The 14,965-nt window shown below is 39.3% G+C and carries 14 protein-coding genes; 6 read left to right on the forward strand and 8 right to left on the reverse strand.

Annotated features, from left to right (window positions below; genetic code table 11):
- Window positions 1–25: 25 nt before the first annotated feature.
- Window positions 26–2,848 (forward strand): excinuclease ABC subunit UvrA, encoded by a 2,823-nt coding sequence (gene uvrA, locus ACHUE3_RS13070; protein WP_394192843.1) that lies wholly within the window; start codon window positions 26–28, stop codon window positions 2,846–2,848.
- A 241-nt stretch (window positions 2,849–3,089) separates the two neighbouring features.
- Window positions 3,090–3,932 (forward strand): hypothetical protein, encoded by an 843-nt coding sequence (locus tag ACHUE3_RS13075; protein WP_394192844.1) that lies wholly within the window; start codon window positions 3,090–3,092, stop codon window positions 3,930–3,932.
- Between the two features lie 91 nt (window positions 3,933–4,023).
- Here ACHUE3_RS13075 and ACHUE3_RS13080 read toward each other — a convergent pair whose 3' ends face one another.
- A complete protein-coding gene (locus tag ACHUE3_RS13080; RefSeq protein WP_394192845.1) occupies window positions 4,024–6,168 on the reverse strand; it encodes a transcriptional regulator in 2,145 nt (714 codons plus the stop codon).
- Between the two features lie 281 nt (window positions 6,169–6,449).
- Here ACHUE3_RS13080 and ACHUE3_RS13085 point away from each other — a divergent pair, with 281 nt between their 5' ends.
- The gene (locus ACHUE3_RS13085) at window positions 6,450–6,815 is read left to right on the forward strand and encodes a hypothetical protein (protein WP_394192846.1); all 366 of its coding nucleotides are present in this window, start codon (window positions 6,450–6,452) and stop codon (window positions 6,813–6,815) included.
- 36 nt (window positions 6,816–6,851) lie between these two features.
- The gene (locus ACHUE3_RS13090; RefSeq protein WP_394192847.1) at window positions 6,852–7,772 is read left to right on the forward strand and encodes a TraB/GumN family protein; all 921 of its coding nucleotides are present in this window, start codon (window positions 6,852–6,854) and stop codon (window positions 7,770–7,772) included.
- 114 nt (window positions 7,773–7,886) lie between these two features.
- On the opposite strand, the gene trpS is transcribed toward ACHUE3_RS13090, so the two are convergent.
- The 3 genes from trpS to rpe all read right to left on the reverse strand — a co-directional run bounded on the left by trpS (window position 7,887) and on the right by rpe (window position 10,305).
- Window positions 7,887–8,891, reverse strand: coding sequence for a tryptophan--tRNA ligase (gene trpS, locus ACHUE3_RS13095; protein ID WP_394192848.1), 1,005 nt, complete (start codon window positions 8,889–8,891; stop codon window positions 7,887–7,889).
- A gap of 65 nt (window positions 8,892–8,956) precedes the next feature.
- Entirely contained in the window at window positions 8,957–9,622 is a 666-nt protein-coding gene (locus ACHUE3_RS13100) for a phosphoglycolate phosphatase (RefSeq protein ID WP_394192849.1), read from the reverse strand.
- The gene (gene rpe, locus ACHUE3_RS13105) at window positions 9,622–10,305 is read right to left on the reverse strand and encodes a ribulose-phosphate 3-epimerase (RefSeq protein ID WP_394192850.1); all 684 of its coding nucleotides are present in this window, start codon (window positions 10,303–10,305) and stop codon (window positions 9,622–9,624) included. Before rpe ends, ACHUE3_RS13100 begins: the two co-directional genes overlap by 1 nt.
- Before the next feature lie 300 nt (window positions 10,306–10,605).
- On the opposite strand from rpe, the gene ACHUE3_RS13110 reads away from it, so the two are divergent.
- Window positions 10,606–10,896, forward strand: a complete 291-nt coding sequence (locus tag ACHUE3_RS13110; RefSeq protein ID WP_394192851.1) for a hypothetical protein — start codon at window positions 10,606–10,608, stop codon at window positions 10,894–10,896.
- Between the two features lie 11 nt (window positions 10,897–10,907).
- Window positions 10,908–11,093, forward strand: a complete 186-nt coding sequence (locus ACHUE3_RS13115; protein WP_394192852.1) for a DUF2970 domain-containing protein — start codon at window positions 10,908–10,910, stop codon at window positions 11,091–11,093.
- Here the strand turns inward: ACHUE3_RS13115 and ACHUE3_RS13120 are convergent.
- From ACHUE3_RS13120 to aroK, 4 genes are read right to left on the reverse strand one after another with little or no spacing between them, the layout of a single operon-like run.
- Window positions 11,056–11,907, reverse strand: a complete 852-nt coding sequence (locus tag ACHUE3_RS13120) for a Dam family site-specific DNA-(adenine-N6)-methyltransferase (RefSeq protein ID WP_099295358.1) — start codon at window positions 11,905–11,907, stop codon at window positions 11,056–11,058. The two genes, ACHUE3_RS13115 and ACHUE3_RS13120, sit on opposite strands and share 38 nt — an antisense overlap.
- A gap of 54 nt (window positions 11,908–11,961) precedes the next feature.
- The gene (locus tag ACHUE3_RS13125) at window positions 11,962–13,317 is read right to left on the reverse strand and encodes an AAA family ATPase (RefSeq protein ID WP_394192853.1); all 1,356 of its coding nucleotides are present in this window, start codon (window positions 13,315–13,317) and stop codon (window positions 11,962–11,964) included.
- On the reverse strand, window positions 13,317–14,387 hold the full coding sequence (gene aroB / locus ACHUE3_RS13130; RefSeq protein ID WP_394192854.1) for a 3-dehydroquinate synthase: 1,071 nt from the start codon (window positions 14,385–14,387) through the stop codon (window positions 13,317–13,319). Before aroB ends, ACHUE3_RS13125 begins: the two co-directional genes overlap by 1 nt.
- Window positions 14,388–14,412: 25 nt before the next feature.
- Window positions 14,413–14,931 (reverse strand): shikimate kinase AroK, encoded by a 519-nt coding sequence (aroK, locus tag ACHUE3_RS13135; protein ID WP_054204874.1) that lies wholly within the window; start codon window positions 14,929–14,931, stop codon window positions 14,413–14,415.
- Window positions 14,932–14,965: the final 34 nt, after the last annotated feature.

Raw genomic sequence — 14,965 nt, forward strand, 5'->3', positions numbered from 1 at the left:
ACATTTGGTAATGAAACGAGATAGCATGGAAAACATTGAAGTCCGAGGCGCCCGCACGCACAATTTAAAAGACATCAGCCTAACCATTCCCCGTGATAAGTTAATTGTTATCACTGGTCTATCTGGTTCTGGTAAATCGTCTTTAGCATTTGATACATTATATGCAGAAGGGCAACGTCGGTATGTAGAATCTTTATCTGCTTACGCTAGACAATTTTTATCATTAATGGAAAAGCCTGACGTTGATCACATTGAAGGCCTTTCTCCTGCAATCTCGATTGAGCAAAAATCAACATCACATAACCCACGCTCAACGGTAGGTACTATTACCGAAATTTACGATTACCTTCGTTTAATGTTTGCCCGTGTCGGTGAACCACGCTGTCCAACTCATGATTTACCGCTTGCTGCACAAACAGTGAGTCAAATGGTAGATACTGTTTTAGCCTTTGAAGAAGGCAGTAAACTCATGCTGTTAGCGCCTGTAGTTAAAGAGCGCAAAGGTGAGCATGTTAAATTATTAGAACAATTAGCAAGTCAGGGGTACATTCGCGCACGTATAGATGGTGAAGTGTGTGATTTATCCGATCCCCCTACTCTAGAGCTACACAAAAAACACACCATTGAAGTAGTCGTTGACCGTTTTAAAGTGAAAGATGGCCTGCAACAACGCTTAGCTGAATCATTCGAAACCGCCTTAGAGCTTTCCTCAGGTGTTGCGATAATTGCTTCGATGGACGACAGTAATAGCGAAGAGTTGCTGCTCTCAGCGAATTTTGCATGCCCGACATGTGGCTATGCAATGACCGAACTTGAACCTCGATTATTTTCGTTTAATAACCCAGCGGGTGCATGTCAAAGTTGTGATGGTTTAGGGGTAAGGCAGTATTTTGACCCAAATCGCGTGATTCAAAACCCTGAGCTAAGCTTGTCGGGCGGTGCGATAAAAGGATGGGACAAACGCAGTTTTTATTATTTTCAAATGTTACAAGCTGTTGCCGAGCATTATAAATTTGATCTAGAAGTGCCTTTTCAAGAGCTCAGTAAAGAGAACCAAAAAGTTATTCTAGAGGGTTCTGGCAGCACTAAAATTGCGTTCAATTATCGCAATGATCGTGGCGATTTAATAACACGTAATCATGAATTTGAAGGCGTGTTAAATAATATGAACCGCCGCTACCGCGAAACTGAATCAAACTCAGTGCGCGAAGAACTAGCCAAATACCAAACAAGCCAAGCGTGCCCAAGCTGTAAAGGCTCAAGACTACGTCAAGAAGCACGCAGTGTATTTATAGGGCAAACCAACTTACCTGATATCACCTCGATGAGTATCGGTGAGGCTATGGATTTTTTCCAAACCCTGACTTTAACGGGTCAGCGTGGCCAAATAGCAGAGAAGATCTTAAAAGAGATCCGTGATCGCCTATCGTTCTTAATTAATGTTGGATTGAACTATTTATCGCTTGAACGCAGCGCAGATACACTCTCTGGTGGTGAAGCGCAGCGTATTCGCCTTGCAAGTCAAATTGGCGCAGGTTTAGTTGGCGTCATGTATGTACTTGATGAACCGTCTATTGGCTTACACCAACGGGATAATGATCGCCTATTACAAACACTGATTCATCTACGCGATTTAGGCAATACAGTAATTGTAGTAGAACACGATGAAGATGCGATCCGTGCGGCCGACCACATTATTGATATTGGTCCTGGTGCCGGTGTACACGGTGGGTATGTAATTGCAGAGGGAACCCGCGATGATATTTTAGCCAGTGAGAAGTCTGTTACTGGTCAATTTTTATCTGGTAAACGTAAAATCGAAGTCCCAGCGCAACGTCATCCAACCAATGATAAATGGCTTGAGTTATTTGGCGCAACGGGTAACAACCTTAAAAACGTTGATTTGCACATTCCATTTGGCTTAATGACCTGTATTACTGGTGTGTCTGGCTCGGGTAAATCAACCCTGATCAACGACACATTATTTAAGCTTGCTCATACTGAGTTAAATGGTGCGACCACGGCAGAGGCTGCGCCTTATAAAGAGATTAAAGGACTTGAGCACTTCGATAAAGTAATCGATATTGATCAAAGCCCAATAGGTCGTACACCGCGCTCAAACCCAGCGACTTACACTGGTATATTTACGGGTATTCGTGAATTATTTGCAGGTACACAAGAGTCACGCTCGCGTGGTTATAAAGTGGGTCGCTTTAGCTTTAACGTAAAGGGCGGACGCTGTGAAGCTTGCCAAGGTGATGGCGTTATCAAAGTAGAAATGCACTTTTTACCTGACGTGTATGTACCGTGTGATGTATGTAAAGGCCAACGTTATAACCGCGAAACCTTAGAAGTACAATACAAAGGTAAAAATATCCACCAAGTCCTTGAAATGACTGTTGAAGATGCGCACGACTACTTTGACAAAATCCCGGCAATTGCACGTAAACTAAAAACCTTAATGGATGTTGGTTTATCTTATATTCGTTTGGGTCAAGCCGCTACAACACTCTCTGGTGGTGAAGCACAACGCGTCAAGCTTGCTCGCGAGCTTTCTAAACGTGATACCGGTAAAACCTTATACATTCTTGATGAGCCAACGACCGGCTTGCACTTTGCTGATATAGAACAGTTATTAGTTGTACTGCATCGCTTGCGAGATCATGGCAATACCATAGTAGTGATTGAGCACAACCTTGATGTGATTAAGACCGCTGACTGGATTGTCGACTTAGGCCCTGAAGGAGGCGCCGGAGGTGGTGAAATTCTTATTGCAGGCACACCTGAAGAAGTTGCAGAGTGTGAGCGTTCACATACCGGGCATTATTTAAAACAGCTACTAAATTAAATGGGGGGTGCCCCCACCACTATGATAAGGAAAGTCGGTGTTAAGGTATTACAAAATTGCTAAATGGCGTACTGATAAAAGGTTCAATAAGCTTTTAGCGCAAGTGCAGACACACAAGGCGTCTATAAATATACACATAAAGTCAGTATGGTTTAAGCTTAGTACCGCACAAAAACTTTATTTAAGTGCACTTATAGCCTTAATTTTATTTCAATCAGGGTCTCTATGTGCGCTGTTTACAATGACCGCCTTAGTCATTGAGTTTTGGCCAAAGTTTAATAAGCTTTGGCACTCTTTGGCTGGTAAAGCTTTAATTCTTATTTTTTATGCGACGATCGCTAACTTCGTACTGGCTAGCGCGAGTGGTATCGTAAATGAAGTGACATTAGTTTCCGCTACAGATTTTAATTACACTCACAACTTTGCCACTTTACTTTATTTACCTCCTTCGGCGTTATTAATTACGATAATAACCTTGCTACTATTACAATTACTTTTACCTTTTTATATCATTGCATTGCTATTAATCAAACCATTTGGTTCTAAGCAAGTTAAGTTTATCAGTCAAAGCTATTCCCCTTTGTTAACCGCAGTAGTTCGATTTTGTTTAACAATCCTCGTATTTATAAATTTAGCTGCTTTAGCTGAAGGTATCAGTACTGATGCACTCATAGAGAAGATTCACAACCTTGGTTTTGACAGGTCAGCTGAAACGGCTTCGACATTAACTAAAAACCAAAAACTGCTCCCCAAAACAAACTCAGGAGTCAATGCTAAATTCATCGCTCAATTAGACAGAGAAGAGGGTGACTCACAACCAATAAAAGAAGTAAATACATCAATTGAAGCTAAGGGTTATTTTAAATTGAGCAAATGGCTAATCGCTGAGTTTGCCTTCAACTTTGAAGGTAATACTCATTCAAGGTGTAACAAAGCCGAAGGTAGTAAAGTGGTAGAGCTCAATGACTATGAGATTGTTGAAATCACACCCGATAATACGATGCCTTACAGCTACAAATTTATAGTTAAAGCCTGTGAGTCACCCGCATTTAAACCTATGTTGAATAGGAGCAGCACTAATTGAGCTAATCAATAGCTCCACTAAGTGCAGCTCCCTTTGCAACGTATTTTGTACCTCTCGTTGCAAAATAGCGTGCTAAATCAGTTGAGATAGCCTACTCATCCCAACTGATTTGCATAATTTGCATATCTTTGTATTTAGCACCCGTAAATAAAATTTCGTTATCTGAACTCACTTCAAAAGCAATAGGTCGAAAATCTACATGTGTATCTTGCACGGTTTCATCGTGTAAATTTAGTCTAGCGATTCGAGAAATAGAATCTGAATAATAGAAATAGTCTTTGCTAATTCCATATACATTTGCTTTTCGAGCATTTTTAGGTAATTCCCAGCTTTGTTTATCTGCAAGTCGAATTAACTGATTATGACTGACTGCATACGCGTTGCCTTCACTATCTGAAATGAGTTTATTGGCATTCACTCCCTCTATTACGTGGGTATCACGAGTTAGTAAATTAAGCTCAGCGACTTTATTTTTTGAATCAATCTGCTCAATATAAATAATGCTTTCGTTATTTTTTGACCAAATATAACTGACTATTTTACGCCCGTTAAATTCGTCTAGAGGATAGAGTTTTTGCGCATTTACATCAAAAAAAGCATAGCGTTTATTTTTTACTAGCAGTATACGCTGCTTATTAGGAGATACTTTTAATCCTCCTAGCTTATAGTCAGTCGATGGGCCATCATATTTAAATAAACTCAGTTGTTTTGTAAGTCCATTTTGAGCAATCCATAGTTGGCTGCTACCGGAGCGCTCAGATACAAAAACGTGTGCTGGCCCCGCTTTATTAATAACCTCAACGATGTTGTAGTCATCTTTATCACTTTTATAAAGTGGCTCATATCCAGGGTTATCACTAAAAATATTGGTCGCTTTTATTAGCGAATATGCTTGTGTTTTATTGGCTGAATAAAACAGACTATTAGCAGATTGAACCGCAATATAATAAGGTGAAATTGCAGGAGCAACCGTTAATGTTCGTTTAACAATATTATTTTTATCAAATACTATGCTTGAAAGATCAGAATCTTCAAACACTATCACGCCTTTATCGTTTGGCAGCCAGTCAAACGCGAAGCTTATTGATCTTCTCTTTGCTTTAAATAACCGCTTAGTTTCACGCGTAGTGAAGTCGTAACTAAATACAGAAAAAGGCTGTCCTTTTTGGCTTAATATATACGCTATTTTATTACCCGAATGGGATAAGCGCGGCATTATTACACCATACATTACACCTGGTGGTGGAATAATAACGGACTCCTTTTGTCGCTCTAAATTAAATTTATATAAGCCAGAGCCATCCTGTTCATTTTTATACTCGGTGTAATAAACAGACTCTCCGCTTTCGTCTAATTGTGCATAACCTGTGTACCTGAGATCACATTTTTTAATGCGTTGAGCATCACCAATAATTGGAAACTGGCTTAAATCAACTAACACCATTTCACATTGCTGCTGCTTTAAGTTTGTTGCTTGTAATAGCACTGCGTGTTGATTTAACTGCCACGATAAAATGGATACCTGAAAACCAGGATATGTGATCTCTACTTCTCGCTGATCGGAAAGGCGCTTAACAAAGGCGCGATTAAAGTCCCCTTCTGGTGCAACATTGGTATATGCTAAAAATTGTTTATCCGAGGATATTTCAGGATGAACTTCACTGCCTATATTCCACGTGCTTGCTACCTTATTCACCGTGATCTTTTTAATCTTTTCTACAGAAGGAGTGTTAATAAAAAACAACCCAAACCACACTAACAAGCAAAGGCATACGGCAACTAATATTGAATAAACCCAGAACTTTTTAATAGTCTTATTTTTAAGCGGCTGCGAAACAATTGTATTGCCAACATTTTCATTTACGGTATTTATAACCGTTGGATCAGGCAACGAATTTGCTGGTTTTTCAATCTCACTAGCTTGCTCTATGTTCTTTGGTATTACTGTTAAGCTATAACCTTTTCGGTAATGTGTTTTTAAAAGAGGTGCTTTTTCAGTTGGGTGGGCGAGCTGCTTTCTTAACTCTGAAATTGCTCGGTTAATCGCATTATCATCAACAAAGCTTTGCTGCCACACGCTCTCAATTAGCGTTTGACGAGAAACTATTTGCTGAGGCTTATCTATAAAATGCAGTAGTAACTTAACTAAAAGTGGATCTAATTCCCTTTCTAAGTCATTTGAAGTAATCACACAGCGATTACTAATAAATTGCCAAGGTCCGATTTGATAATTCATAGTCTTTACGTATTTTTATTTTTGTAAACCGTACCACATCTACAGATTATTTTGTAGAAAAAGCATTTTAAACCTTATATTGGCAATATAAGGTTTAAAGATAACCCATTAAATTTAAACAAATAACTAATCATAAAACCTTATCTATTAATTGCTCATAACTAGGTAAGCGACTCTTAATAAATTCAGCGATATTCTTTAAACCGTCATCAACGAGCAGCTTAGTAACAATCATTTGTGATTCTAAATTAGCTGCAATTAAAAATATAAAAGGTTTAATTATGAAAAGCACAATGAAAAAAGCACTACCAGTTCTACTACTAGCAACTGCTTTTACAACGACTTCAGTTATCGCAGCTGATACAAAAAACCATACTACTGAAATGAACTTTGAGCAGTGCATGGTTGGTGAGCATATAGAAACGACAAAACCAATTATTAAAAAGCTGAATAAAACTAATAAAGCAGATACGGCTGATTTGTTAAAAAGCAATGCTGATACGCAAACATTACTTTCCTCAATAGATAGAAAAATATCAGCTGAGCTTGACTCTTCTATGAACAAAATAAACTCGCAGATAGATAAAAAACTTTCAAAAGTAACATCGTCAATTACTGCTTATTTCAGCAATGTTTTATCTAACTAAAAACAATAAATTTAAAAATTACATTAAGGAATCATCATGAAAAATTTTACAAAAAAATTAATGTCTGCCAGCGTTTTACTTGGTTGTAGCTTAGTAGCAAATACAGCACATGCTCAAAGTTCAGTATGGCAAGTAAGCAAAGGGAATGACTCGTTATTCATAGGCGGTACTGTACATATTTTACCTCAAGCAGAAATGCCACTACCTGCTGAGTTTAATCATGCTTATGAACAAGCTGATACGATCATTTTAGAAGCGCCATTACCAGACCCGGCAGATACTAATGCTCAAATGCAGATGCTAGGCGCGCTATCATATACAAATAACGAAACATTAAGTCAGAAACTAGAACCCCAAGTTAAAGTTTCACTTGAAAATAAGCTTAATGAATTTGGCGCTAATCTAGCCAAGTTAGATGGTTTTCGCCCTGCGATGGTGAGTATCGTTTTGATGTCGATGGAACTACAAAAACAAAACTTAATGGGAGAAGGAGTTGATGCTTACTTTACAAACAAAGCCACTAAGGATAACAAAACAAAAAATTACTTAGAGACTATGGAGTTTCAGTTAGAGCTATTTAAAACAATGGGTCAAGGTAATGAGAATGACTTTATTAAACGTAACTTATCCGAACTTCATAACTATGGTGACATGTTTGAAGAACTTTTAACGGCATGGCGCCAAGGTGATACCGACACGCTAAACAAAGTGGCACTTGAAGATATGCAGCAAAATGATCCAACTAGTTATAAACAACTTATTGCCGACAGAAATAATGACTGGCTACCAAAGGTAGAAGCGATGTTTAATAACAACAAAAGTGAGTTTGTACTTGTTGGAGTCGCGCATCTTGCAGGCCAAGATAGTTTACTTACGCTACTTGAGAATAAAGGCTACAACGTTGCTTTGGTTAATGTTGATGGTGCAATAGATGTTACTGTGAAAGGCGCTGAGTGATGGACAAAACCGACAAGCTTGCTGTATCGCTCCTGTTCATGTTTGGCTCAATTATGCTGATATGTGCTATATAAAAAATGCCGCTAATAAGCGGCATTTTTTATTTAAACAAACTTACCCGCGTGGAATAAATCCAAGTGCATCGTATACCGATTTAAGCGTCTTCTCAGCACGAACACTGGCTTTCTCTGCGCCTGACTTCATAATATTATTAAGTAATGTTTGGTCTTCGCGAATCTCTTTAAAACGAGCCTGAATTGGCTCAATCATACTTACGACCGCATCTGCAGTGTCTTTTTTTAGATGACCATACATTTTGTCTTCATACTCTGGCACAAGCTCTTCAACTGAACGCTTAGTGGCAACAGACATTAGCGTTAATAAGTTAGATACACCTGGCTTTTCAGTACGATCAAAGTAGATACGCGCTTGTTCATCTGAATCTGTTACTGCTTTTTTCAGTTTTTTCTCAATCTTTTTTGGTTCATCGAGTAACATGATATAACCATTTGGATTGTCATCAGATTTAGACATTTTCTTGAGTGGATCTTGCAGACTCATTACACGTGCACCCAGCTCTGGGATATACGGTTGAGGTACTTTAAATACATCGCCATATAAATTGTTAAAACGATTAGCAATGTCTCGGGTTAGCTCAAGATGTTGCTTTTGGTCTTCACCCACAGGTACTTGATCTGCTTGATACAATAAAATATCAGCCGCTTGCAATACTGGGTACGAAAATAGACCCACGTTTACATTGTTGGCATGCTTAGAAGACTTGTCTTTAAATTGTGTCATGCGGTTTAGCTCACCCATTTGGGCGTAGCAATTTAATACCCATGCTAACTGAGCATGCTCAGGTACTTGAGATTGAACAAATAAAGCCGCTTTTTCTGGGTCAATACCGCAAGCAGCATACAAAGCAACACCGTCTAGTACTCGTGAACGTAATACTTCTGGCTCTTGGCGAATAGTGATGGCGTGCAAATCAACCAACATAAAGTAACTTTCGTGGTCTTCCTGTAGCTTAAGCCACTGGTTGATAGCGCCAACATAGTTGCCTATTGTCATACCACCGGTTGGCTGAATGCCACTTAACACTACTGGTTTACTCATGATGTTCCTTTATATTACTAAAATAAAAAATACTGTGGTTAAAAACACGTAAATTAAAAACGAACTTACCTTTGGGTAAGAACGGGTATTATATCTAAGAATGTATCACAGAGGTACTGTGGATTGTAATCACTCAGGTTTTCACCTTGGTTATAGCCATAACTAAGAGCAATTACATCAATGTTTGCAGCCTGCGCCGCTAAAATATCGCTTTTCGAATCACCAATCATTATTGCTTGGCTAACTGGCACGTTTAATTGTTTACACGCAAACAAAAGCGGTTCAGCAGATGGCTTTTTAGCCATATCATCGCCACATACGATCACATCAAAGTGTTCAGATAAGGAGAGTTTATCAAGTAACTTTTCCGTAAATCGACGCGCTTTATTGGTCACTAGTGCCTTTGGCGTATTACGTAAGGCTGCAAGAGCGGTTTCAACATGTTGATACAATACACTGTATTCACCAACTTGTTGCGCGTAATGCCCATTAAAAATCTCGATGGCCTTGCTCGCAAGTTGTTCATTTAACAGGTCACTTACTTGCATATCACCGCTTAAACCGCGTTTAACCAGCATTTCAATGCCATTACCGACCCAGCTCTCCACTAAGCGCTGGCTAACAATGGGATACGCAAGCTCTGATAGCGTCAAATTCATCGCTATGTATAAATCATACACGCTGTCGACTAAAGTGCCGTCTAAATCAAATAAAGCCGCTTCGTACTTCATTATTTTACACCCTGTAATTGCTCTCGCATTTGGTCAATCACGGTTTTATAATCAGGCTGATTAAAAATGGCAGACCCTGCAACAAACATATCGGCACCTGCTTGTGCAGCCTCAGCTATGTTATCAACCTTTATACCACCATCTACTTCTAAGCGAATTGAGCGTCCAGAATCATCGATAATTTTACGAGCCTGACGCAGTTTCTCTAAAGTATGAGGAATGAAGCTCTGTCCACCAAAGCCAGGGTTTACTGACATCAGTAAAACTACGTCTATTTTATCAATAACATGCTCTAAGTAACTCAAGCTTGTCGCTGGGTTAAACACCAGCCCTGCTTGGCAGCCATGATCTTTAATCAATTGTAAGGTACGATCAATATGTTCACTGGCTTCTGGGTGGAAAGTAATAATTGATGCGCCAGCCTCTGCAAACTGAGGAATCAAACTATCAACGGGCTTGACCATCAAATGAACATCAATCGGTGCAGTCACACCGTAATCTCGTAGCGCTTTACATACCATAGGCCCAATTGTTAAGTTTGGCACATAGTGATTATCCATCACATCAAAATGGACTATATCTGCCCCCGCATTAATGACGTTATCAACATCGTCACCCAAACGTGCAAAGTCAGCAGATAAAATAGAAGGTGCAATAAGATATTTTTGCATTGTTTCTAACATTGGTAATCCTTAATGTGTTTCAGAATGCGCATAAGTGGCGCTTAATGTAACAAATAACCCTAATACGGCAAAATAATATCCCAACATTAGGGTCTGTTAACCTAGGCTTGACGAGAATAAAGCCTTTACTCTATCCGCATTTATGCAAAGATCATTTTATAAGCAACTTTTTATAAACATGATTTTTACTTTAACCTCATAATAATACTAGTTTTTATATTTATTAAGGTTAAATTAAGTTTGTTATTTAAACAATTATTATGTATGCTTAGGTTAGTAACACCATAATGGATTAGTAAAATGCAAGCTTTTAAAATCGGGATCTTAACTGCGACTGCTTTAACTATCAGTACCTTAAGCTTTTTATCTAACAGTGATGACACACTTATTGCAGCGAAAGACTGTCAATGTAGCTCAGAGCACTTGGTAAAAAATGCAGTTCATTGTATGAATGCCGAACAAGAATCAAGTTGGGTATCTTGGATAACGGGCGATAGCCGCAGTGCACAGTTTCATTACTTGGATCTTCTTGAGCTGCTTACCCGTGCTGATGAACCACAAAAAGCCCGTTCACTTAGCCCGCGATTTTAGGCATTAAACAAGTGTTTCGTCTGTTAAGTGCACTGCAAAGTGTAGTTGCTGCTTTTTTTGGTGTTCAGTCTGAAGGTAAACGCCAGTCAGATTTCAAGCAACACTCAATCTCGTCTATTATTGCCATCGCTATCACACTTTTTTTTATATTTATTGCAACTATCTACGCTGTTGTCGCTTGGGTTTTAAGTACATAGCCATCAATTCATCTACTTTATTGCGCGAACCCCCCTTAGGGCTAATAGTCCGTTTAACCTGAATCTTATCGAGTGATGCCTGACTATAAATTTTACGCGTCCATACAGTATCGTGGTTAGAAATAAGCACTGGCGTACTATTTTCAAAAGCGGCTTGTTCAGCAAGATTTGCTAAATTAGCTTGGTCATCTAAGTTAAAGCCTCCTTTTGCATAGGAGGTAAATGAGGCTGTTTTACTTAAGGGTACATACGGTGGATCGCAGTAAATTACCGCATTGTCTGGAACAAGCTTAAATACATCATCATAGCCTAAGCAGGTAAACGTTGCTTGCTGTGCTTTATTAGCAAAAAAGTGCATTTCTTTTTCAGGAAAGTAAGGGCGTTTATACTTGCCAAACGGCACATTAAAAATGCCCTTCAAATTGTAGCGACATAGGCCATTATAGCCATGCCGATTCATGTATAAAAATAATATCGCGCGCTCATAAATATCATTACTTTGATTAAACTGCACGCGGTAATCGTAATAAGCATCGGGGTGATTATTTATATCTACAAACAATTTTTTGGCGTCACTGATAAATTCATCAGGTGAATTTTTCAATTCGTTGTAAAGGTTTATAAGATCAGCATTGATATCATTTAGAATATAATGCTTAAAATGCGTATTTAAAAATACTGAGCCAGCGCCTACAAACGGTTCAACTAAGGTGTCAGCATGCTTACTCGCAACATCTAAACGTGCGCTGATATCTTCAACTAAGCTGTATTTTCCGCCGGCCCATTTAAGGAAAGCTCTGGTCTTTGTTTGCATTGGCTCTTTACTTCAAACTGATATGGCCGCGATTTTACACTAAACAGTATGCTTTTACTGATCTAGTAACGCGATTTCTTGTTTTATTTTACTGATTTTTTTATAAAATGGCTGATTGTTAAGCACGGCCTTAGGTAAGGTTGGTGTTACATCTCGTGCTGCATTTAAACTGTTGTAATTACCATAGGTAACAACCCACCATAACTTATTATTTCTGCGTGTTTGATATACCTTTGCAAAATCCCCCAACTGCTGCTCAATAACAAACTGCTCAGCGATTGCCTGCTTAGTCACTGCCAGCAATTGAATAACCACATTATTATCATTTTGCTCAGTGAACCACGCGTTATCAACAGGTAATGACTGTATTGCATCTGCTGTTACACTCTCTGTTGTCGCCTGTGGCTTGGATTCAACTAACTGTGTTTGATCTGTGGCATCACCTTCAAGCACTTTAGGCTCAGCAGCAAGGCTACCAAGAATAGCGGCCACATTATTTTCATTCTCTAGCTTATTAGCCTGCTTCAATGCTGGCAGCACAGGTGGTTCATCGGTGCTTTCTTGCACTATTTGCTTCTGAGGTGGAGTCTCGATGGGCTCCATGGTGACTTTTTGCTGTTTGAAATCATCAATCGCTATGGCTGTTGGTACCTGCTCAACCGTTTCTTGTTGATATACATCTTGCCACCATTTAGTCATGTCTGATTTATACAAAAAACCTATGATAAGTAACATTATAATCAGCATTAAAGTGATTAAGTGTAATCGCCAAGATACTTTATCGGCAACTTTAACCTCAGCAGTGTGCTCTTCTGGCTGCCATGCTAATAAAAGGCTTGGATTACCATGAGACTCTTTTAAAAATGTCTGAAAAATAGGATCTTCATCTAAAGGTAAATCTTTAAAGTACCAACCCATTAATTGCTTACTTTCAGCAATAGACAATGCTTCTAGGTGGATTTCAACGGCATTCTTAAACTGACCTATAGGCTGGGATGCAATCAAAATATATAACGTGGTTGGGCTTTTTTTGGCTAATACTGCTAAGTCAGCTGCCATTTCATCAGATATATGACGGCCGCCATCTAGTACCCACAAACAAGGTCCGCAGTTTTGACTTTTTGCTAACTGAAAGAAATTATCACTCAACGATAAAGTGTGATCTATTAACGGGGAACGAAAGCTTTGCTCTAATAATTCACTCATAAACTGAGCGTCAGTCATACGAGCACTGACTTGTACAAACGCTTTATTAAAGTCGCTGTATTTATCAGTAATAAATGTTTCTAATAGATAACTTTTGCCAAGTCCTGAAGGCCCCAGAAGAGTAATTAAGTTTTGCCCATACTCAAACTGCATGGCAATGCGATCAACCAAGGCCGATCGGCTTGGTAAGATTTGTGACTGCATTAGCGCCCTATTAAATCACGGACCTGTTGATCTGAGACATTATCAACGAGTGCACATCGGCCAAACTCGGTGGGCAGAATAAAACGAATAGTCCCTTTTTTATTCTTTTTATCTTTGCGCATGTGATGCAAAAAATGCTCGCTAGTCATATCAGCAGGTATTTCACTTGGTAAATTATACGCTGTAATTAAAGATGTTACTCTTGCAACTTCTGTCGCAGTCAAGTCGCCACGAGTGTGCGCTAACTTAGCCGCCAATACCATGCCCGTTGCAACGGCTTCACCATGTAACCATTTGCCATAACCCATTTGTGCTTCTATAGCATGAGCGAAGGTATGGCCTAAATTTAATAACGCGCGTAAGCCAGCTTCTTTTTCATCTTGTGCAACAATCAATGCCTTGATTTCACAGCAACGTGAAATAACATGTTGAAGGGTTTCTTCGTCAAGAGCCTGTAACTGAGGAATGTTATCTTCTAAAAAGCTAAATAGCTCTGTATCGTAGATAAGACCATATTTAATCACTTCTGCCATACCAGCAGCAAACTCTCGCTCAGGTAACGTATGCAGCGACTGCGTATCAATAAATACAGCTTGAGGCTGATAAAATGCCCCAATCATATTTTTACCTAAAGGATGGTTAACGGCCGTTTTGCCACCAACTGACGAGTCAACTTGCGATAACAAAGTCGTTGGTACTTGAATAAAAGGAATCCCGCGTTGATAACAGGCAGCAACAAAGCCTGTTAGATCACCAACTACACCACCGCCAAGGGCAATTAAGCAGGTATCTCGACCACAATTATTTTCCAGCAAAAATGCTGATATCTTTTCAAACCATTCTAATGACTTGAACTGTTCGCCGTCAGGGATGACAAAATGAAGTGGATTTAAATCAGCTAATAACGCCATTGCATCATTTAAATACAAAGGTGCAATGGTGTCATTAGTGATGAAGATAGGACGACAATCACCTAAGTGTTGACGTAACCTGTCTGTGTTATGAAGTGCAGATTTGCCAATATATATAGGATAACTACGCTCGTCTAAATTAACAGTTAATTCAAGCATCGCTAGTATCCTTTATTATTGGTTTTTAAAAATCTAATTTCTCAATGATTTGATTAGCAACAACCTTAGCGCTTTGCTCATCAGTGCGTACAGTAAAATCAGCAACTTCTTTATATAGCGGCTCGCGTTCTTCAGCTAGACGCTCTAATACGTCACGAGGTGCTTCTTCTGTTTGCAGTAATGGGCGACGCTTGTCGCGCTGCGTACGTGCAACTTGCTTTTCGATTGGTGTCTCTAGGTACACAACGATACCACGAGCCGAAAGCTTGTTTCGAACTTCTTTACTCATCACTGAACCACCACCGGTTGCAAGTACAATACCTTGCATTTCCGTTAGGTCGCCAATGACGCCTTCTTCACGAAGTCGAAAGCCTTCTTCACCCTCAAGATCAAACACCCATGCTATATCAGCACCAGTACGGCGTTCGATTTCTTGATCAGAATCGACAAATTCAAGATGTAATTGATCCGCAATGTGGCGACCAATTGTGCTTTTGCCAGCCCCCATAGGGCCAACTAGAAATATATTACGTTTTTCAGCCATATCTTTTAGTACAAACGAACTCTAAAATTTGAAA

It is taken from the genome of Pseudoalteromonas atlantica, from assembly GCF_043641955.1.
GTDB lineage: Bacteria > Pseudomonadota > Gammaproteobacteria > Enterobacterales > Alteromonadaceae > Pseudoalteromonas > Pseudoalteromonas atlantica_A.

What these genes read in the sequence shown, in the direction of transcription:
- uvrA (WP_394192843.1), top strand. Translation starts at nt 26, where the DNA reads ATGGAAAACATTGAAGTCCGAGGCGCCCGCACGCACAATTTAAAAGAC.
- ACHUE3_RS13075 (WP_394192844.1), top strand. Translation starts at nt 3,090, where the DNA reads ATGACCGCCTTAGTCATTGAGTTTTGGCCAAAGTTTAATAAGCTTTGG.
- ACHUE3_RS13080 (WP_394192845.1), bottom strand. Translation starts at nt 6,168, where the DNA reads ATGAATTATCAAATCGGACCTTGGCAATTTATTAGTAATCGCTGTGTG.
- ACHUE3_RS13085 (WP_394192846.1), top strand. Translation starts at nt 6,450, where the DNA reads ATGAAAAGCACAATGAAAAAAGCACTACCAGTTCTACTACTAGCAACT.
- ACHUE3_RS13090 (WP_394192847.1), top strand. Translation starts at nt 6,852, where the DNA reads ATGAAAAATTTTACAAAAAAATTAATGTCTGCCAGCGTTTTACTTGGT.
- trpS (WP_394192848.1), bottom strand. Translation starts at nt 8,891, where the DNA reads ATGAGTAAACCAGTAGTGTTAAGTGGCATTCAGCCAACCGGTGGTATG.
- ACHUE3_RS13100 (WP_394192849.1), bottom strand. Translation starts at nt 9,622, where the DNA reads ATGAAGTACGAAGCGGCTTTATTTGATTTAGACGGCACTTTAGTCGAC.
- rpe (WP_394192850.1), bottom strand. Translation starts at nt 10,305, where the DNA reads ATGTTAGAAACAATGCAAAAATATCTTATTGCACCTTCTATTTTATCT.
- ACHUE3_RS13110 (WP_394192851.1), top strand. Translation starts at nt 10,606, where the DNA reads ATGCAAGCTTTTAAAATCGGGATCTTAACTGCGACTGCTTTAACTATC.
- ACHUE3_RS13120 (WP_099295358.1), bottom strand. Translation starts at nt 11,907, where the DNA reads ATGCAAACAAAGACCAGAGCTTTCCTTAAATGGGCCGGCGGAAAATAC.
- ACHUE3_RS13125 (WP_394192853.1), bottom strand. Translation starts at nt 13,317, where the DNA reads ATGCAGTCACAAATCTTACCAAGCCGATCGGCCTTGGTTGATCGCATT.
- aroB (WP_394192854.1), bottom strand. Translation starts at nt 14,387, where the DNA reads ATGCTTGAATTAACTGTTAATTTAGACGAGCGTAGTTATCCTATATAT.
- aroK (WP_054204874.1), bottom strand. Translation starts at nt 14,931, where the DNA reads ATGGCTGAAAAACGTAATATATTTCTAGTTGGCCCTATGGGGGCTGGC.